Origin of the sequence: Cronobacter sp. JZ38 (assembly GCF_008932145.1) — a bacterium.
GTDB classification, from domain to species: Bacteria; Pseudomonadota; Gammaproteobacteria; order Enterobacterales; family Enterobacteriaceae; genus Cronobacter; species Cronobacter muytjensii.
Map to the genome: position 1 here is coordinate 1923337 of NZ_CP017662.1, position 18664 is coordinate 1942000.

Annotated in this window: 16 protein-coding genes; 13 read left to right on the top strand and 3 right to left on the bottom strand. The window is 57.7% G+C overall.

All coding sequences use genetic code 11. From position 1 onward, the window contains the following. The first annotated feature begins 57 nt into the window (after positions 1-57). The 5 genes from tar to cheZ all read left to right on the top strand — a co-directional run bounded on the left by tar (position 58) and on the right by cheZ (position 4977). A complete protein-coding gene (gene tar / locus BJP61_RS09095; RefSeq protein ID WP_075192477.1) occupies positions 58-1725 on the top strand; it encodes a methyl-accepting chemotaxis protein II in 1668 nt (555 codons plus the stop codon). Positions 1726-2005: 280 nt separating this feature from the next. After that, positions 2006-2872, top strand: coding sequence for a protein-glutamate O-methyltransferase CheR (cheR, locus tag BJP61_RS09100; RefSeq protein ID WP_038862286.1), 867 nt, complete (start codon positions 2006-2008; stop codon positions 2870-2872). Next, the gene (locus tag BJP61_RS09105; protein ID WP_004388325.1) at positions 2869-3918 is read left to right on the top strand and encodes a chemotaxis response regulator protein-glutamate methylesterase; all 1050 of its coding nucleotides are present in this window, start codon (positions 2869-2871) and stop codon (positions 3916-3918) included. Before cheR ends, BJP61_RS09105 begins: the two co-directional genes overlap by 4 nt. A 17-nt stretch (positions 3919-3935) precedes the next feature. After that, positions 3936-4325, top strand: a complete 390-nt coding sequence (gene cheY / locus BJP61_RS09110) for a chemotaxis response regulator CheY (RefSeq protein ID WP_004388326.1) — start codon at positions 3936-3938, stop codon at positions 4323-4325. A 10-nt stretch (positions 4326-4335) separates the two neighbouring features. After that, positions 4336-4977 (top strand): protein phosphatase CheZ, encoded by a 642-nt coding sequence (gene cheZ / locus BJP61_RS09115; protein ID WP_038862288.1) that lies wholly within the window; start codon positions 4336-4338, stop codon positions 4975-4977. 30 nt (positions 4978-5007) lie between these two features. On the opposite strand, the gene BJP61_RS09120 is transcribed toward cheZ, so the two are convergent. Both BJP61_RS09120 and dgt read right to left on the bottom strand, forming a co-directional pair. Beyond that, entirely contained in the window at positions 5008-5802 is a 795-nt protein-coding gene (locus tag BJP61_RS09120) for a hypothetical protein (protein WP_171998176.1), read from the bottom strand. Then, positions 5765-7333: a dGTP triphosphohydrolase gene (gene dgt / locus BJP61_RS09125; RefSeq protein ID WP_255485519.1), complete on the bottom strand. Its 1569-nt coding sequence runs from the start codon at positions 7331-7333 to the stop codon at positions 5765-5767. Before dgt ends, BJP61_RS09120 begins: the two co-directional genes overlap by 38 nt. Positions 7334-7579: 246 nt before the next feature. Between dgt and flhB the strand changes: the two genes are divergently transcribed. The 6 genes from flhB (at position 7580) to BJP61_RS09155 (ending at position 15433) form a co-directional block, all read left to right on the top strand. After that, complete coding sequence (gene flhB, locus BJP61_RS09130) at positions 7580-8728, top strand: flagellar biosynthesis protein FlhB (protein ID WP_071603660.1); 1149 nt, start codon at positions 7580-7582, stop codon at positions 8726-8728. Beyond that, positions 8721-10799: a flagellar biosynthesis protein FlhA gene (gene flhA / locus BJP61_RS09135; RefSeq protein ID WP_038862291.1), complete on the top strand. Its 2079-nt coding sequence runs from the start codon at positions 8721-8723 to the stop codon at positions 10797-10799. The genes flhB and flhA overlap by 8 nt, the downstream gene beginning before the upstream one ends. Continuing rightward, entirely contained in the window at positions 10799-11197 is a 399-nt protein-coding gene (locus BJP61_RS09140; protein ID WP_171999287.1) for a flagellar protein FlhE, read from the top strand. The genes flhA and BJP61_RS09140 overlap by 1 nt, the downstream gene beginning before the upstream one ends. Positions 11198-11478: 281 nt before the next feature. Continuing rightward, complete coding sequence (locus BJP61_RS09145) at positions 11479-13065, top strand: MFS transporter (RefSeq protein WP_171998177.1); 1587 nt, start codon at positions 11479-11481, stop codon at positions 13063-13065. Further along, the gene (locus BJP61_RS09150) at positions 13065-14204 is read left to right on the top strand and encodes a glycoside hydrolase family 88 protein (RefSeq protein ID WP_171998178.1); all 1140 of its coding nucleotides are present in this window, start codon (positions 13065-13067) and stop codon (positions 14202-14204) included. Before BJP61_RS09145 ends, BJP61_RS09150 begins: the two co-directional genes overlap by 1 nt. Positions 14205-14806: 602 nt before the next feature. Further along, entirely contained in the window at positions 14807-15433 is a 627-nt protein-coding gene (locus BJP61_RS09155) for a helix-turn-helix domain-containing protein (RefSeq protein ID WP_038862299.1), read from the top strand. A gap of 57 nt (positions 15434-15490) precedes the next feature. On the opposite strand, the gene argS is transcribed toward BJP61_RS09155, so the two are convergent. Next, positions 15491-17224 (bottom strand): arginine--tRNA ligase, encoded by a 1734-nt coding sequence (gene argS, locus BJP61_RS09160; RefSeq protein WP_038862300.1) that lies wholly within the window; start codon positions 17222-17224, stop codon positions 15491-15493. Between the two features lie 185 nt (positions 17225-17409). Here argS and BJP61_RS09165 point away from each other — a divergent pair, with 185 nt between their 5' ends. Next, complete coding sequence (locus tag BJP61_RS09165) at positions 17410-17973, top strand: VOC family protein (protein ID WP_171998179.1); 564 nt, start codon at positions 17410-17412, stop codon at positions 17971-17973. 145 nt (positions 17974-18118) lie between these two features. Beyond that, the gene (locus BJP61_RS09170) at positions 18119-18661 is read left to right on the top strand and encodes an SRPBCC family protein (RefSeq protein ID WP_038862303.1); all 543 of its coding nucleotides are present in this window, start codon (positions 18119-18121) and stop codon (positions 18659-18661) included. The last annotated feature ends 3 nt before the right edge of the window (positions 18662-18664 follow it).

Below are 18664 nucleotides of genomic sequence, written 5' to 3' on the forward strand. Positions count from 1 at the left end.
TAAAGTTCCCCCAGGCCATGCCGATAACCCCTTCAGGAACCAGAAGGAAGGTGTCGCATGTTGAATCGTATCCGCGTTGTCTCACTGCTGATGATGGTGCTGGTGGTGTTCGCACTGCTGCAACTCATTTCCGGTGGGCTGTTTTTCTCGTCACTGAATGACAACCAGCAAAGTTTCGCCGCGTCGCACCAGTTGCGTCTGCAACAGGCGCAGCTTAACCAGTCGTGGAATTTGCTGCTGCAAACCCGCATCAACTTAAGCCGCTCCGCGGCGCGCATGATGATGGATGCAAACAACCAGCAGAGCAGCGCGAAAACCGATCTGCTCAACACGGCGAAAAAAGTGCTGGGCGAGGCGGATACGCGCTTCAACGCCTTCAAAGGCGTCACGGTGGACGTGCCGGAAATTAACGCGGCCGTCGGCGACGTTGAGAAAAGCTATCGCGATTACTACCAGGCGCTGAGCGAACTGGTGCAGTACCTGGAAACCGGCAACATGGATGCCTACTTCGCGCAGGCCACGCAAGGCAAACAGAACGCGCTGGAAAAAGCGGTGACGCGCTACGACGACGTTAACGTGCGTCTGGCGCAGCAGGCGTGGGATGACAGCCGCAGCGATTTCCGCCTGGCCCAGTGGCAGACCGCCATTCTGGCTGTGCTTCTGGTACTGGTTATCGCGCTGGTGTGGTACGGCATTCGCCATATCCTGCTGACGCCGCTTGCGGGGGTTATCCACCATATCCGCGAGATAGCGGGCGGCAACCTGACCGAAAACATTACGGTCTCAGGCCGTAACGAGATGACCGAGCTGTCCGCAAGCGTCCAGCATATGCAGCAGGCGCTGATCCAGACGGTCAGCAGCGTGCGCGAAGGCACCGACGCGATTTACAGCGGCACCAGCGAAATCGCCGCGGGCAATACCGATCTCTCGTCGCGCACCGAAGAGCAGGCGTCGGCGCTGGAGCAGACCGCCGCCAGCATGGAAGAGCTGACCGCGACCGTGAAGCAGAACGCGGAGAACGCCCGTCAGGCATCGCAACTGGCGCTGAGCGCGTCGGAAACCGCCCAGCGCGGCGGCAAAGTGGTGGATGGCGTGGTGAACACGATGCACGACATCGCCGCCAGTTCGAAAAAGATTTCAGACATTACCAGCGTTATCGACGGCATCGCCTTCCAGACCAACATTCTGGCGCTGAACGCCGCGGTGGAAGCCGCGCGGGCAGGGGAGCAGGGCCGCGGCTTCGCGGTCGTGGCAGGCGAAGTGCGCAACCTCGCAAGCCGCAGCGCCCAGGCAGCCAAAGAGATTAAAGCGCTGATTGAAGATTCTGTCTCCCGCGTCGACTCCGGCTCCGTGCTGGTGGAAAGCGCCGGTGAAACGATGCAGGAGATTGTCGGGGCTGTCACCCGCGTGACCGACATCATGGGCGAAATCGCCTCCGCCTCCGACGAGCAGAGCCGCGGCATTGATCAGGTGGCGCTGGCGGTCTCCGAGATGGATCGCGTAACGCAGCAGAACGCCTCGCTGGTGCAGCAGTCCGCTGCGGCCGCCAGCGCGCTGGAAGATCAGGCCAGCCGCCTGTCGCAGGCAGTCGCCGCTTTCCGCCTCGCGCATGCCCGCGCCAGTGCGCGACCGGCGCCAGTCGCCCCGCGCGCGACGCCGACAGACGCGAGCTATACGGCGAGCAAACCTGCCGCCGCCGGGCAAGACAACTGGGAAACGTTCTGAACAAAGTCCGGCTTATGACCGGCTAAGGAAGCAAGGATGTTGCACAGAATGGTCATACCGACAGGGAGTGTGGTCGGGATGGCGCAGGTCGCCCGCACGTGGAACGTGCGATACAGCGCCTGCGCGACAATGAATAGGGTCAGCCGCCCGCACGATGGCGCGGCGGATGAAAAAAGAGATTCAGTCTTAAACCTTGAACACGACTCACACGAGCGTAACAAGATGGCCGCACCACCCTGGGTGGTGCCAGGAACCCCCTGACTGTGAAGAAGAAGGCGCTATGACATCATCCATGCCTGCTGGGCAAACGTCATTATTAGTACAGATGACACAGCGCCTCGCGCTGTCCGACACGCATTTCCGTCGGATATGTCAATTGATTTACCAGCGCGCGGGAATTGTGCTGGCCGAACATAAGCGGGATATGGTCTACAACCGTCTGGTTCGTCGTCTGCGCACGCTTGGCCTGGATGATTTCGGACGCTATCTCAGCATGCTGGAAGCGAACGCCAACAGCGCCGAGTGGCAGGCGTTTATTAACTCGCTGACCACCAACCTGACGGCGTTTTTCCGCGAAGCGCACCACTTCCCGGTGCTGGCGGAACACGCCCGCAAGCGTACCGGCGATTATCGCGTCTGGAGCGCCGCGGCGTCGACCGGCGAGGAGCCTTACTCCATCGCCATTACGCTCGCGGATACGCTTGGCACCGCGCCGGGCCGCTGGAAAGTCTTTGGCACGGATATCGACACCGAAGTGCTGCAAAAGGCGCAAAGCGGCATCTACCGCCAGGAGGAGTTAAAAACCCTCTCACCGCAGCAGATGCAACGCTATTTCATGCGCGGAACAGGCCCTCATCAGGGGCTGGTGCGCGTGCGTAACGAACTGGCGAATCAGATTGAGTTCGCCTCGCTGAACCTGCTTGATAAGCAGTACAACGTACCGGGGCCATTTGACGCGATTTTCTGCCGCAACGTGATGATTTATTTCGATAAAGAAACACAGCAGGAGATCCTCAAACGCTTTGTTCCGCTGCTGAAGCCCGGCGGCCTGCTTTTCGCGGGCCACTCGGAAAACTTCAGTAACCTCAGCCGGGATTTCTCGCTGCGCGGTCAGACGGTGTACGCCCTGAGTAAGGAAAAAGAATGAGTAAAATCAGAGTGTTGTCAGTAGATGATTCGGCGCTGATGCGTCAGATCATGACCGAAATTATCAACAGCCACAGCGATATGGAGATGGTGGCGACAGCGCCGGACCCCCTGGTGGCCCGCGATCTGATTAAGCAGTTCAATCCGGACGTGTTAACGCTGGATGTCGAGATGCCGCGTATGGATGGCCTCGATTTCCTGGAAAAACTGATGCGCCTGCGTCCGATGCCGGTGGTGATGGTCTCGTCGCTCACGGGCAAAGGCTCGGAAGTGACCCTGCGCGCGCTGGAGCTCGGCGCCGTGGATTTCGTCACCAAGCCGCAGCTCGGTATTCGCGAAGGCATGCTGGCTTACAGCGAACTGATTGCCGATAAAGTCCGTACCGCTTCACGCGCGCGCATCTCCGCCCGTCTGCCGGACGCGGTGCCGAAAACGCTGAAAGCGGGCCCGCTGCTGAGCTCGGAAAAACTGATCGCCATCGGCGCCTCCACGGGCGGCACCGAAGCGATTCGCCATGTGCTCCAGCCGCTGCCGCTCTCAAGCCCGGCGGTGCTGATTACTCAGCACATGCCGCCTGGCTTTACCCGTTCATTCGCCGAGCGTCTGAACAAGCTGTGCCAGATTAGCGTGAAAGAAGCCGAAGACGGCGAACGCGTGCTGCCGGGCCATGCCTATATCGCTCCGGGCGATAAGCATATGGAGCTCGCGCGCAGCGGCGCGAACTATCAGATTAAGATCCACGACGGACCGCCGGTGAACCGGCACCGTCCGGCCGTGGATGTGTTGTTTCACTCCGTAGCCAAACATGCGGGGCGCAACGCGGTGGGCGTGATCCTCACCGGGATGGGCAACGATGGCGCGGCGGGAATGCTGGCGATGCACCAGGCGGGCGCCTGGACCATCGCCCAAAACGAAGCGAGTTGTGTGGTGTTCGGCATGCCGCGTGAGGCCATCAACATGGGTGGCGTCAGCGAAGTCGTCGATCTAAGCCAGGTCAGCCAGCAGATGCTGGCGAAAATCAGTGCCGGACAGGCAATACGTATTTAACGAGGAGTACAGTTTTTATGGCGGATAAAGATCTCAAGTTTCTGGTAGTGGATGACTTCTCCACCATGCGCCGCATTGTACGTAACCTGCTCAAAGAGCTGGGTTTCAACAACGTAGAAGAAGCGGAAGATGGTGTGGATGCTCTCAACAAACTCCAGACCGGCGGTTTCGGTTTTGTAATTTCTGACTGGAACATGCCTAACATGGATGGCCTTGAACTGCTCAAAACCATCCGCGCCGACGGCGCTATGGCCTCTATGCCGGTGCTGATGGTGACAGCGGAAGCCAAGAAAGAGAACATCATCGCGGCAGCGCAGGCAGGCGCCAGCGGCTACGTGGTGAAACCGTTCACGGCGGCGACCCTGGAAGAGAAACTGAGCAAGATTTTCGAAAAACTCGGCATGTGAGGACAGGCAGATGACGGCATCGATAAAACCGACTGACGAGCATTCTACTGGCGACATTATTGTCCGTATCGGCAGTCTTACCCGCATGCTGCGTGACAGCCTGCGCGAGCTGGGGCTTGATCAGGCGATTGCGGAAGCGGCGGAAGCTATTCCGGACGCGCGCGACCGTCTGGACTATGTGGTGCAGATGACAGCGCAGGCCGCCGAACGCGCCCTGAACTGCGTCGAGGCCTCGCAGCCTCACCAGAACAAACTGGAAAGCGACGCGAAAGCGCTGAGCGGTCGCTGGGACGAGTGGTTTGAAAACCCGATCGAACTGAGCGACGCGCGTGAGCTTGTGACGGACACCCGCCAGTATCTGGCAGGCGTTCCGGAGCACACCAGCTTCACCAACGCCCAGCTTCTGGAAATCATGATGGCGCAGGATTTCCAGGATCTGACCGGTCAGGTTATCAAGCGCATGATGGATGTTATCCAGGAAATTGAGCGCCAGCTTCTGATGGTGCTGCTGGAGAACATGCCGGAGCCGAACGCGCGCGCCAAGCGCCCGAACGACAGCCTGCTCAATGGCCCGCAGCTGGACGCCACCGCCGCAGGCGTTGTGGCAAGCCAGGATCAGGTCGACGACCTGCTCGACAGCCTGGGGTTCTGAGTCAAAACCGCCGCCTGATGGGCGGCGGTTTTATTTTACCTGCAGGGCGAGCGTCAGCTGTTGTTGCGGCATCTGGAAATCGAGCGTGAGATCGGCCTGCGCCTCAAAAGACGTTAGCCGCTGACGCAGCTTTTCGAGCCGCAGTCCGTTAAGGGCGAGGCGTGCGTAATGGGCGTGTTCATAGCGCAGCAGCGTGTCATCGTGGTAATGCGCCAGCTGTTCCTGCAGATAAGCACCCAGACGCGGGCCGATTGTACCTACCTGCTTGCCATAAATGGTGCGCAAAATCTTCACCAGTGCGCCGGTTTCATTAGGGGTATGGCCCAGTACCAGCTCGAGGCGCCGCTGTTGCAACTCATCCAGATAGTTATCGGGACTGCTCAGTGTGCGGTTATGTAATCCGTACAGCACAGCATCCCATGACATTAACGTGGTTTTAAGCAAGCTCTGCTCGCTCTCAAGCGGGATGAGGTTCTCACGAAACGCCCAGGTATCCGCAAGGCACCAGATATCAAAATCGATATTCTGATACCGAAAGCGCACGCCGCCATATTTATTCAGGCAGTAATCATCAATCGCCAGACGTTGTAACTCTGCGAGCAGGGCATCACGGGTTGTGTTGATAACAACATCAATGTCAGAGGTGAAGCCTTTTGTCCCATAGAGCCCAATATCCCGGATCATGCCGCCAAAAATCCAGGCGTGCGAATGCGCCGCGAGACGCATCATCATCTCTCTCGCGGCAATGCGCTCGTCGCAGGATTTAAAATAGGCTTCAATGCGACGCTTAAGCAGGTCGCGCCTGTAAGCGATATTGGTATTCATAGAGCGATTTTAGCTCATCGTGAAGGTCCATCAAATAACTATCCGTCATGCCAGAGACAGCATCCGCCAGCAGCTGTGCTTCTTTATAAAGCACCGGCAGGGTGTTGTTCGGGTCTTCAAAGACGCGGCGATAGTTTTCCGAGATCCGTCCATAAGCAAAACGGCCAAAAGGCGTATCGGAGTCATACGACGCACGACCGGAAAACGTGACGTCTGTTCGTTGAAGTCTCTTTTCGCGGTCTTGCTCCGCGCGGGTTTTATGGCCGTGAATACCGACCCACAGCATATCCATAACGCCCTGAATATGGTTTGAGCCGCGCAGTTCCAGTTCCAGCACGCTGCGATGACGATAGCCACGAGTACGATCGAATTCTTTTAGCGCTTTACAGAGTTGCGCCCCGCTGCTCTGGCCGATGAGATCAGTCCACAGGCAATCGTAGCGCATTAACGTCTCTATATGCTGGGCGAAGGCTTGCACGACGCTGTTGATAAGCGCGCTGGTGGCGTTTACCCGAAACATTTGCATATTCAGGTCATTAAGCTCAGCTGGGGAGAGCTCTTTGAGCTTATGGCGATAGCTTTCGTTCTTCTCTTGCGTACTCTTAATAACCTCGGCGATCAGGGGGGCTGCGTTATCGTTCGCGTTCACGCTATGCGATTCCCAGCAGCGCAGAAAATTCATCAGATCGTGATAGGACGCCAGGCCTTTTTTAACGGTGTCTTCAGCATCCAAGACGGAATAGGCGATGTCATCGCAGGCTTCCATCAGCCAGGTAAACGGATGACGAACGCCTGCGCGTAAACCTGTTTCCTGCCAGACCTCTTCTACAACTTCCCGCTCAGACCAGAAAAACCCGTGCTTCTTCCAGTGGCGCGCGGTATTCGTACAGGACGAACGCGGATATTTAATTAAGGCGGCGAGAGTGGCGTAAGTCAGGTTCAGCCCGAATTCATCATTGATGATTTGCAGCTTTGTCAACAGGCGAAACGTCTGCGAGTTGCCATCGAATTCGAGAAAGTCGTTGAAAATTGCAGGGTTGGGAAGTTCTGTCTTTGTGGCTTTTTCGATTAACGGCGTCAGGTTACGCGCAAACCAGGTGCGCATGGACGCTTCGCCCTGGTGTCCAAACGGCGGATTGCCTAAGTCGTGCGCGAGCCCAATCGCCGCGAGCAGGGCGGGGACGTCACGCTCGACGCACAGGCTTTCGGGCAATGCGCCGAAGATAGCAGGCTTCATCTCAAAGGCGAGGCGTACGCCGATGCCGCGGGCAAAGTTTGCGACTTCATGAGAGTGCGTCAGTCGGGTACGCACGCTGTCGTTGCGGTCGAGCGGAAACACCTGTGTTTTATCGGCGAGGCGACGCGTGGGCGCGGCAAACAGAATGCGGTCGTAATCGCGCTCCAGCTCCTGACGACCCGTACTGATGGGCGGTGTGATGTCGGTAACGGATGGCGCTTTTTGTGCGGGCGTTTCTTTATATTTATCCTTGCGGCGCGCGCTGTTGAGCAGCCTTTCCCACTGCATATCCATAAAAACCTCTTTTCCTGTGTGTGTTCGGTTACGCTACCAGAGCAGGGCAAGTGAGGCTAAGCCTTTCAGGGATATATCTTTATTCCACGAGGCGGCACGCAAAAGCGCTGCAACGTTTACGTTCACGACAGCCAATGAATTCCACTTAACGGCAGAAACCCCATCATTTCTTAGCGCTAATTCGGCTATTAGCGCGGGCGCCCTTTGGCATGATAGGCACAGGCAAAATGTAGTGAGAATCGAATCGTGTCAGACGATAGCGACGACAAAACAGAAGCCCCCACACCCCACCGACTAGAAAAAGCGCGTGAGGAAGGGCAGATCCCCCGATCGCGAGAGTTGACCTCTATGCTGATGCTGCTGGTCGGCGTCGCGGTGCTGTGGGTCGGCGGTTCGCTGTTAGCGCGCCAGCTCGCGGCGATGCTCGCGCACGGTCTGCATTTCGATCACAGCATTATTAACGATCCCAAACTGGTGGTCGGCCAGATTAGCTTTTTGATTAAGCAGTCGCTGATGGCGCTGGTGCCGCTGATTATGGGCGTGGTGATTGTGGCGCTGTTCGCCCCGATGCTGCTCGGCGGCCTGCTGTTTAACACCAAAGCCGTGGCGTTTAAGTTCGATAAGCTAAACCCGCTGCCCGGCATTAAGCGTATTTTTTCATCGCAGTCGCTGGCGGAATTGCTGAAAGCCGTGATGAAGTCGGCGCTTGTGGGCGTCGTGACCGGTGTCTTCCTCTGGTACAACTGGCCGGACATGATGCGCCTTATCAGCCAGTCGCCCATCGCGGCCATGCGCGACTCCATGAATTTTGTGGCGCTGTGCTGCGTGCTGATTGTCATGGGCCTGGTGCCGATGGTTGGCTTCGACGTGTTCTGGCAGATAGTCAGCCATACCAAAAAATTACGCATGTCGCGCCAGGATATCCGCGACGAGTTCAAAAACCAGGAAGGCGACCCGCACGTGAAAGGCCGCATTCGTCAGCAGCAGCGTGAAGCGGCGCGCCGGCGCATGATGGCGGACGTGCCGAAAGCCGACGTTATCGTCAATAACCCGACCCACTATTCCGTGGCGTTGCAGTATGACGAGAACAAGATGAATGCCCCGAAAGTCGTGGCCAAAGGCGCAGGGCTTGTGGCGCTGCGAATTCGTGAAATTGGCAATGAGCATCGCATTCCGATGCTGGAAGCGCCGCCGCTGGCGCGCGCGTTATACCGGCATGCAGAGATTGGCCAGCAGATCCCAGGGCAGCTCTATGCCGCCGTGGCGGAAGTGCTGGCATGGGTATGGCAACTGAAGCGCTGGCGTCTCGCTGGCGGTTTGATTCCGAAGAAACCTGAAAACCTTCCGGTGCCTGAGGCGCTGGATTTTATGAACGAGAAGGACACTGATGGCTAATCTGGTGGCAATGCTGCGCCTGCCTGGCAATTTGAAATCGACCCAATGGCAGATCCTCGCCGGGCCGGTTATCATCCTGCTGATCCTGTCGATGATGGTTCTGCCGCTGCCGGCATTCATCCTGGATCTGCTGTTCACCTTTAACATCGCGCTTTCCATTATGGTGTTGCTGGTGGCGATGTTCACCCAGCGCACGCTGGAATTCGCGGCGTTCCCGACCATTCTGCTGTTTACCACGCTGCTGCGTCTGGCGCTGAACATCGCGTCCACGCGTATCATTCTGCTGGAAGGGCACACCGGCGCCGGGGCGGCAGGGAAAGTGGTGGAAGCGTTCGGCCACTTCCTGGTGGGCGGGAACTTCGCCATCGGTATCGTGGTGTTTATCATTCTCGTCATTATCAACTTCATGGTTATCACCAAGGGTGCCGGGCGTATCGCGGAAGTCGGCGCGCGCTTTGTGCTTGACGGGATGCCGGGCAAGCAGATGGCTATCGACGCCGACCTGAACGCCGGGCTTATCGGCGAAGAAGAGGCGAAAAAGCGTCGTACCGAAGTGACCCAGGAAGCCGATTTCTACGGCTCAATGGACGGTGCGAGTAAGTTCGTGCGCGGTGACGCCGTCGCCGGCCTGCTTATCATGGCGATTAACATTATCGGCGGCCTGCTGGTGGGCGTCGTGCAGCATGGCATGCCGGTTGGCCACGCGGCGGAAAGCTATACGCTGCTGACCATCGGCGACGGTCTGGTCGCCCAGATCCCGGCGCTGGTGATTTCCACCGCGGCGGGCGTTATCGTGACCCGCGTCGCGACCGATCAGGACGTCGGCGAGCAGATGGTCGGCCAGCTGTTCAACAACCCGCGCGTGATGGTGCTGAGCGCCGCCGTACTCGGCCTGCTCGGCATGGTGCCGGGGATGCCTAACTTTGTGTTCCTGCTGTTTACCGCTGCGCTGCTGGGCCTCGCCTGGTGGATGCGCGGTCGCGAACAGCAGGCGCCTGCCGCCCCAGCGCCGGTGGTGCAACAGGATAACCCGCAGGCCGTGGAAGCGACCTGGAGCGACGTTCAGCTTGAAGATTCGCTGGGGATGGAAGTGGGCTATCGCCTAATCCCGATGGTGGATATGCAGCAGGACGGCGAACTGCTGGGCCGCATCCGCAGTATCCGTAAGAAATTCGCGCAGGATCTCGGTTTCCTGCCGCCGGTAGTGCATATCCGCGACAATATGGATCTGCCGCCGGCCCGCTACCGCATTCTGATGAAAGGCGTGGAAATCGGCAGCGGCGAGGCCTATCCGGGCCGCTGGCTGGCGATTAACCCCGGCACTGCCGCAGGCTCTCTGCCGGGCGAGCCGACGGTCGATCCGGCATTTGGCCTGGCCGCTATCTGGATTGAGAGCGCCCTGAAAGAACAGGCGCAGATTCAGGGCTTTACGGTGGTCGAGGCGAGTACTGTGGTCGCCACCCATCTCAACCACCTGATCGCGCAATACTCCGCCGAGTTGTTTGGCCGTCAGGAGGCGCAACAGCTGCTTGAGCGCGTCAGCAAAGAGCTGCCGAAACTGACTGAAGATCTGGTGCCGGGCGTGGTGACGCTCACTACGCTGCATAAAGTGCTGCAAAACCTGCTCGCCGAGAAGGTGCCAATCCGCGATATGCGCACCATTCTGGAAACGCTGGCGGAACACGCGCCTGTCCAGAACGACCCGCACGAGCTCACCTCGGTGGTGCGTGTGGCGCTGGGCCGCGCCATTACACAGCAGTGGTTCCCGGGCAATGACGAAGTGCAGGTCATTGGGCTGGATACCGCGCTGGAGCGTCTGCTGCTGCAGGCCCTGCAGGGCGGCGGCGGTCTGGAGCCGGGCCTGGCTGACCGACTGCTGGAGCAGGCGCAAGAGGCGCTGTCGCGTCAGGAGATGCTGGGCGCGCCGCCGGTGCTGCTGGTTAACCACGCGCTGCGTCCGTTACTGGCGCGCTTCCTGCGCCGCAATCTGCCGCAGCTGGTGGTGCTCTCGAACCTTGAGCTCTCTGACAATCGCAATATCCGTATGACCTCAAGCATCGGAGGTAAATGATGCGCGCGTTCTGGCTGACAACGCTGTTGATGACCTCTTCGCTGGCGAATGCCGCCGGCGAGGGGGCCTGGCAGGCCAGCGCGATGGGCCCGGTGTTAAGCCAGCGCGGGATGGCGGCCTCGTCGCCCGTGCTGGCACCGGACTCGCCTGCGACGGGCGTGATGACGGTGGTGGCGTGGCGCTATGAACTGATTGGCCCGACGCCCGCTGGGCTTGTGGCGAGGCTCTGCTCGCAAACCCGCTGCGCGCAGGTGGACGATCAGGCCGGCACCACCCGCGGGTTCATGAACGTTTCCGCCAGCGAGCCGCTGCGCTTTATCTTTGAAGTGCCCGGCGGCGGTAGGCTCTATCCGGCGCTGCAAGTGCGCAGCAGTCAGGTTATCGTGAATTACCGCTAATCCTTCCCGCATCACGCGCCGCGCGCGTTAACGCATCCTGCCGCCGCGTTTTTTTGGCGGCTGGCTCGCAATTCTGAACTCTCGCTTTGAACCCTTCGAAACGCTGTTTTATAAATCAGTGAAGCTGGTGGCAGCGCTCTTTGTATTTTTGCCAGATTTCCGTTTCAGGTGGCAGAAAAGGAAAGGTTTCCCGTCCGCCATACTTTTACTTTAGCCGTGATAGCTCCCAAATGCCCGGCGCGACTTGCGGGGCCCCGATAAAAACACACAGGGTGACGGCGATGAAAACGCGTAAACCAGGACTGGCAAATTACCTTGCCTATGGGTCAGGAGACTTCCTCGGCGCAGGAACAACCGCCCTGACGGCCGCATGGCTTCTGTACTTCTACACCACATTTTGCGGATTATCGCCCATCGAGGCGACCTTCATTTTCGCGGCGGCCCGCGTACTCGACGCCGTGGTCAGCCCGCTAATGGGCTTTCTGACCGATAACTTCGGCACCACCTGGTTTGGTCGCCGGTTCGGTCGCCGTAAGTTCTTTATTCTGCTCGGGATCCCCTGCGTGTTCAGCTACTCGCTGATGTGGGTAGGGGATATGGGATTCTGGTATTACCTGTTGACGTATCTGCTGTTTGACGTGGTCTACACCATGATCCTGGTGCCTTACGAAACGCTGGTGCCGGAAATGACCGACGATTTCAAACAGAAAACCAAATTCTCCGGGGCGCGTATCTCGATGGCGCAGATGTCCGCTATTCTGGCGTCATTCCTGCCGGGCGTGCTGCTGACGCACTTTGGCAAAGATAACGCGGTGTCGTTTTTCTACGCGAGCCTGGTGTTCTCGTTCCTGTGCGCGTTTATGCTGACGCTGGTGTGGATCTTCACCTGGGAGCGCCCGCGCGAGGAGTGGTCGGAAGCCGCGCTGCGCGCCGAAGAGGAGAAAAAGCATCTGACGCTCGGCCAGAGCCTGCGCCGCCTGTTTGTCGAACTCTCCTCCACGCTGCGCATTAAGATTTTCCGCCAGCATCTCGGCATGTACCTCGGCGGCTATATCGCCCAGGACGTGTTTAACGCCGTCTTTACCTACTACGTAGTGTTTGTGCTGATGCAGGAGGCGTCGGTCGCCTCTAACCTGCTCGGCACGATGGCGATTTTCCAGTTTATCGCCGTGATAGCGATGATCCCGCTGTGCATTCGCTTCGGGCCTGCGCCGTCCTACCGCATGGTGGTCGTGCTGTTTGGTCTGAGTTCACTCTCTTATGCGCTGCTCTATTACGCCGGCATGAGCGATATCTACGCGCTGCTGCTGTTGATTTCCGCAGTGGCCGGGCTTGGGCGCGGCGGCATCAACTATGTGCCGTGGAACACCTACACCTACATTGCGGATGTCGATGAAGTCGTGACGGGGCAGCGCCGCGAAGGGATTTTCGCAGGCATTATGACGCTGACCCGTAAAGCGTCGCAGGCGGGCGCGGTGATGCTGGTGGGGATAGTGATGCAGATGTCCGGCTTTGTTTCCGGCCAGAGCACGCAGGCGCCGGCGGTGAGCCACACCATTCTGACCATTCTTAGCGTCGGCACCCTTATCGTGCTGGCCTGCGGCTTCCTGATTTCGCTGCGCTTTAAGCTCAACCTGAAAACCCACAGCATCCTGCGCGAAGAGACGGTCAGAATGCGCGCCAGCGGCCGCGTAATGCCGGAGAGCATAAGCCCGGTTAACCGCGCAACCGTCGAGATGCTGGCGGGCATGCCGTATGAAAACCTGTGGGGCAACAACAATATCGGTTACCTGAATCGCAATAAGCCGGCCGCGCCGGCGCTGAAAGAGACCACGCCTGAATTTGATACTACACAGAGGTTAAGTTAATGATTGTCTGGCCTGTAAAACATAGCCCGCTGCTGCGTCAGCCCGAGCGTTTCATTGCCCGCGACGAACTCAAGGCGATGATCCACAAAATTACCGACAACCTGATTAACATAAAGGATGAGACCGGCCAGTTCCTGCTGCGCCTGGATGATGGACGTGTGATTGACACCAAAGGCTGGGCGGGCTGGGAGTGGACGCATGGGGTGGGGCTTTACGGCATTTATCACTATTACCGCCAGACCGGCGACGCGCGGATGCGTGCCGTCATTGATGACTGGTTCACCGGGCGTTTCGCCGAAGGCGCCACCACTAAAAATGTCAATACCATGGCACCGTTCCTTACGCTGGCGTACCGCTACGAGGAGACGGGCGACACCCGGCTGCTGCCGTGGCTGGAAAGCTGGGCGGAGTGGGCGATGTATGACATGCCGCGCACTGATTATGGCGGCATGCAGCACATCACCCTCGCGGAAGAAAATCATCAGCAGATGTGGGACGACACATTGATGATGACCGTGCTGCCGCTCGCGAAAATCGGCAAGCTGCTGAACAAACCGGATTATATCGACGAGGCCGTGTATCAGTTCCTGCTGCATGTGCAGAATCTGATGGATCGCGAGACCGGTCTGTGGTTCCACGGCTGGAATTACGAAGGCCACCATAATTTCGCGAAAGCCCGCTGGGCGCGCGGCAACAGCTGGCTGACTATCGTTATTCCGGATTTTCTGGAGCTGATGGACTGGCCGGAAAACCACCCGGTGCGTCGCTACCTGATTCAGGTGCTGGAGAGCCAGGCCGCGGCGCTCGCGAGGTGCCAGGATGATAGCGGTTTGTGGCATACGTTACTGGACGATCCGAATTCCTACCTGGAAGCCTCTGCCACGGCGGGTTTCGCGTATGGCCTGCTGAAAGCGGTACGCAAGCGCTATATCGGCAAGGAATACGCCGCGGTCGCGGAGAAAGCCATTAAAGGCGTGGTGGCGAATGTCTCGCCGCAGGGGGAACTGTTGCAGGTGTCGTTTGGCACAGGCATGGGGAGCGATCTTGAGTCCTATCGCCAGATCCCGTTAACGTCCATGCCCTATGGCCAGGCAATGGCGATCCTCTGCCTGACAGAATATTTGCGCACGTTCCTGTGACAGGCCTGCCGCCGCGTACCGGTTACGCGGCGGCCATTTGATTCTCCTCATGCAGTGTTTACCGTTTCCTTTAACGCTGCGTCTCACATCCGGTTTACCTCATTACCAGTAAGACATTTAAATCATCAGTATTAGCTTATTTAGACACAAGCCTGGTTGTTATGGCTTTGATGATGTTTATAATGTACTTATTCGGCCATTATTGTATTTTCAATATTAAATTTTTCCAAAAAAGTAATTGATTGTCGCTTGTTTCTTTGTTGTCAGTCCTTAAAATGCCAGCCGCACTGCCATTATTGTCGATTCATTTTAACAGAGGCAATAATTCGGTAATTCCCGCAATTTCGCTGCTATGACGCCTGTGATTCTTTGCATTGCGCTAAGAATATTCTTTCTGGATGCTGTTCCTGGGTACATTTCGCTCGAGGCTTTTTTGTCGTGTTAATGTCTGTCATGGCATAGGCTGAATAAAAAGGCATCGTTTATCGTCTGGCTACGCGATTGCATAACTCACAACGCATTCGCATATCGCGCTGACTTACAGGAAGTCGCCGCCAGGCTGCGCCGGTGTGCGAAGCCGTTAATCCTGATGGATCATTGAAATGAACCACTATCCTTTACCGCCACGGCCGGACGCTCAGATAAACACGCTGATTAATGCCCTACAGAGTTACGGCTCAATTAAAGAGTATCCTCGCGGTTCATGCCTGACGCAGAGTGAAGAGTATATCCATATTCTGGTGTCCGGCAGCCTTGTATTAACACGAGATTGGGATAATCTTATTTTTTTTGAAGTTCACCGTCCGAATATTATCGGTGTTTCGCCCGAGTTACATAGCGCCCAGCTTGAGCGTTTTCGGTTAATAATAAAAGAAGATAGTCTGGTAAAAAAAATTAAACGGACGGAATTTTTCAACATCATTGAAGAGAAGATGCTATGGAAAGAACTCAGTCTGGTTATCTCTTTTTATTATCACATGCTGCTGTGGAAGAATTATCATTTTTATGCTGTCGATTCCTATATGTTAGTACGGAAATCGTTAATTACGCTTAGCGAAATGCCACTGGAAACGCGAATGAATATTAACGCCAGCCAGTATATTACCAGTACCACGAATTTATCGAAAAGCTATGTAATGAAAGTCATTCAGGAGCTGCGGATAGGCGGATATGTCGAAATTCAGCGTGGCCGACTGATTACTATCGGCAAGTTGCCGCAAAAATATTAAGCGGATGCCAGTAAAAAAGGCCCGTCAATGACGGGCCTTTTGGTGCTCGAAAAGCGATTACATACGTTCGACGGTTTCGATCCCGAGCGTATCCAGACCCAGCTTCAGCGTTCTTGCGGTCAGCAACGCCAGCTTCAGGCGGCTCTGGCGCAGCGCGTCGGTTTCGGCGGTCAGGATAGGGCAGTGCTCGTAGAAGCCGGAGAACAGACCCGCCAGATCGTAAAGATAAGCGCACATCACATGCGGCGTGCCGTCGCGAGCGACCACGCCCAGCGTTTCTTCAAATTGCAACAGGCGCGCGGCGAGCTGCGCTTCGCGGTCGTCCTGAATCACGACCGGCGCGGTCAGTTCGCTTTCTGCCACGCCCGCTTTGCGGAACACCGACAGCACGCGGGTATAAGCGTACTGCATATACGGCGCGGTGTTGCCTTCAAAGGCCAGCATATTGTCCCAGTCGAAAATGTAATCGGTGGTGCGGCTCTTGGAGAGATCGGCGTATTTCACCGCGCCGATGCCGACGGCATTCGCCAGTTTCTCCAGTTCGTCGGCTGGCATATCCGGGTTCTTTTCGGCCACCAGGCGACGGGCGCGATCCAGCGCTTCGTCCAGCAGTTCGGACAGCTTAATGGTGCCGCCCGCGCGGGTTTTAAACGGTTTGCCGTCTTTGCCGAGCATCATGCCGAACATGTGGTGTTCCAGCGGTACCGACTCCGGCACGTAACCCGCTTTACGCACGATGGTCCACGCCTGCATCAGATGCTGGTGCTGACGGGAGTCGATGTAGTAAAGCACGCGGTCGGCATGCAGCGTTTCGTAGCGGTATTTCGCACAGGCGATATCGGTCGTGGTATAGAGGTAGCCGCCATCCTTTTTCTGGATGATGACGCCCATCGGCTCGCCTTCTTTATTTTTGTATTCGTCGAGGAACACGACGGTGGCGCCTTCGCTCTCTACCGCCAGGCCTTTGGCCTTAAGGTCGGCGACGATGCCGGGGAGCATCGGGTTATAGAGGCTTTCGCCCATCACGTCGTTGCGCGTCAGGGTCACGTTGAGACGCTGATAGGTGATCTGGTTCTGCGCCATGGTGATATCGACGAGCTTGCGCCACATCTCACGGCAGTACTCGTCGCCGCCCTGTAATTTCACCACGTAGCTGCGCGCGCGCGCGGCGAACGCTTCATCTTCGTCGTAATGCTTTTTCGCTTCGCGGTAGAACCCTTCGAGATCGGACAGCGCCATCTCGCCCGCGTTTTCCTGCTGCTGTTTCTCAAGCCAGGCGATGAGCATGCCGAACTGGGTGCCCCAGTCGCCGACGTGGTTCGCGCGAATAACGTTGTGGCCGAGGAATTCCAGGGTGCGTACGGACGCGTCGCCGATAATGGTGGAGCGAACGTGGCCCACGTGCATCTCTTTGGCAACGTTCGGCGCGGAGTAGTCCACCACGATCGTTTGCGGCGCGGCTACTTTTTCAACGCCTGCGCGATCGCAGGCGACAGCCGCCTCAACGTGCTGCGCGAGAAACGCAGGGTCGAGGAAAATATTGATAAAGCCAGGGCCCGCGATTTCAGTTTTCACGGCGATCCCGGTGAGATCCAACTGCGCCAGAGCCTGCTCGGCGAATTGTCGCGGCGGCATGCCCAGTTTTTTAGCGATAGCCATCACGCCGTTAGCCTGATAGTCGCCGAACTGCGCTCTGGCCGACTGACGAACCTGCGGTTCGCAATCCGCAGGCGCACCTGCGGCAATCAGCGCCTGACTGACTTTTTCTGAGAGAAGAGCCTGAATATTCACCGGGATACCTTACGTTAATAACGCTGCCTGTCGAAGGCGGCAGCGTGCGGTCTTAAGAAAAAAGAGGGCAAAAGTATACTGTATTTAGATGGCGGCGTCAGCACCGGCGGGCAGGGCGGCGCACGCTGGAGCCGTGGCGTCAAACAGGGTAGATTAGCGCCTTTGTCCCCGTATGAGAAAAGCCGATGACCCACTGGCACACCCCGGAAGAACTCCAGGATATTCGCGCGGATCTGCCGCGTTTTGAGGCGGCGCTACAGACGCTCGCCGCGCGCCTCGCGCTTGACATTAACGGCCTGCACGCTGACCACATCTCTCTGCGCTGCCATCAGAACGCTACTGCCGAGCGCTGGCGTAAAGGGTTTGAGCAGTGTGGAACGCTACTGAGCGAAAACATCATTAATGGTCGCCCTATCTGTCTCTTCCGGCTGGATGAGCCGGTCTGCGTCGGCCCGTGGCGCTTTACGATTGTTGAGCTGCCGTGGCCTGGCGAGAAGCGTTATCCGCATGAAGGCTGGGAACACATTGAAATCGTGCTGCCCGGCGCGCCGGAAACGCTCAACCAGCGGGCGCTGGCGCTGTTGGGCGACGAGGGCCTGATGGCCCCGGATATCGCGGTGAAAACCAGCTCGCCGGCGGGCGAACATGAGCGTCTGCCAAACCCGACGCTCGCCGTGACCGACCGCATCGTCACCATCAAATTCCACCCGTATTCCATCGAAGAGATAGTCGCAAGCGAACAGCGTTAATTGCGCGCCATCACGCACGGGGCCAGGCGGATAAACCGTCTGGCCCCGTTTTTTGTCTATAGTATTCAGGGGATCTATTCCCGCACGACCCTGTAAAAAGTAAGGAGAGACCCGACGCCTGTTTTCGACCCGATGGGAGAGACTCATGCAACACACCGTAAAACACACCGATTTGTGGATAAACCGCGATGAGCCGGGGCTGCGCCGCTCCATGCTTATCCATCGCTCCGCCGAGGAGCTGTTTGATTTATGGCGCGCCCCTGCAACCCTGCCGCGCATTATGGAACACGTCGCCCGTATCACCATCCTCAGCGATACCGCTTCCCACTGGGCGGTGCGGATGCCGCTTGGCAAAACCGTCGAGTGGGATGCGCACATCGTCGACGAAGAGCGCGGCCACTACATCAGCTGGGCATCGGAGAAAAAGGCCACGGTGCCGAACGCCGGCAGGCTGACCTTCCGCCATGTCTCTGAGGAGCGCGGCACCGAAGTGACGCTGGCGCTGCACTTCGATCCGCCGGGCGGGTTTTTAGGCGAATGGTTATCGAAGAAAATCGATCTGGTGCCCGAGGCGATGCTGAGCCAGGCGCTGCGCCGTTTTAAAAACCTCGCTGAGACAGGCGAAATCGCCACGAACAAACCGCAGCCGGCGGGGCGCCACGGCGGCATGGACAAGGTGGAGGAATAAACG

Bases quoted from the DNA above. Each gene is read 5' to 3' on its own strand.
- BJP61_RS09105 (WP_004388325.1), top strand. From the start codon at position 2,869: ATGAGTAAAATCAGAGTGTTGTCAGTAGATGATTCGGCGCTGATGCGT.
- BJP61_RS09170 (WP_038862303.1), top strand. From the start codon at position 18,119: ATGCAACACACCGTAAAACACACCGATTTGTGGATAAACCGCGATGAG.
- BJP61_RS09145 (WP_171998177.1), top strand. From the start codon at position 11,479: ATGAAAACGCGTAAACCAGGACTGGCAAATTACCTTGCCTATGGGTCA.
- tar (WP_075192477.1), top strand. From the start codon at position 58: ATGTTGAATCGTATCCGCGTTGTCTCACTGCTGATGATGGTGCTGGTG.
- BJP61_RS09140 (WP_171999287.1), top strand. From the start codon at position 10,799: ATGCGCGCGTTCTGGCTGACAACGCTGTTGATGACCTCTTCGCTGGCG.
- flhA (WP_038862291.1), top strand. From the start codon at position 8,721: ATGGCTAATCTGGTGGCAATGCTGCGCCTGCCTGGCAATTTGAAATCG.
- BJP61_RS09165 (WP_171998179.1), top strand. From the start codon at position 17,410: ATGACCCACTGGCACACCCCGGAAGAACTCCAGGATATTCGCGCGGAT.
- cheY (WP_004388326.1), top strand. From the start codon at position 3,936: ATGGCGGATAAAGATCTCAAGTTTCTGGTAGTGGATGACTTCTCCACC.
- cheR (WP_038862286.1), top strand. From the start codon at position 2,006: ATGACATCATCCATGCCTGCTGGGCAAACGTCATTATTAGTACAGATG.
- cheZ (WP_038862288.1), top strand. From the start codon at position 4,336: ATGACGGCATCGATAAAACCGACTGACGAGCATTCTACTGGCGACATT.
- dgt (WP_255485519.1), bottom strand. From the start codon at position 7,333: ATGGATATGCAGTGGGAAAGGCTGCTCAACAGCGCGCGCCGCAAGGAT.
- BJP61_RS09150 (WP_171998178.1), top strand. From the start codon at position 13,065: ATGATTGTCTGGCCTGTAAAACATAGCCCGCTGCTGCGTCAGCCCGAG.
- BJP61_RS09155 (WP_038862299.1), top strand. From the start codon at position 14,807: ATGAACCACTATCCTTTACCGCCACGGCCGGACGCTCAGATAAACACG.
- BJP61_RS09120 (WP_171998176.1), bottom strand. From the start codon at position 5,802: ATGAATACCAATATCGCTTACAGGCGCGACCTGCTTAAGCGTCGCATT.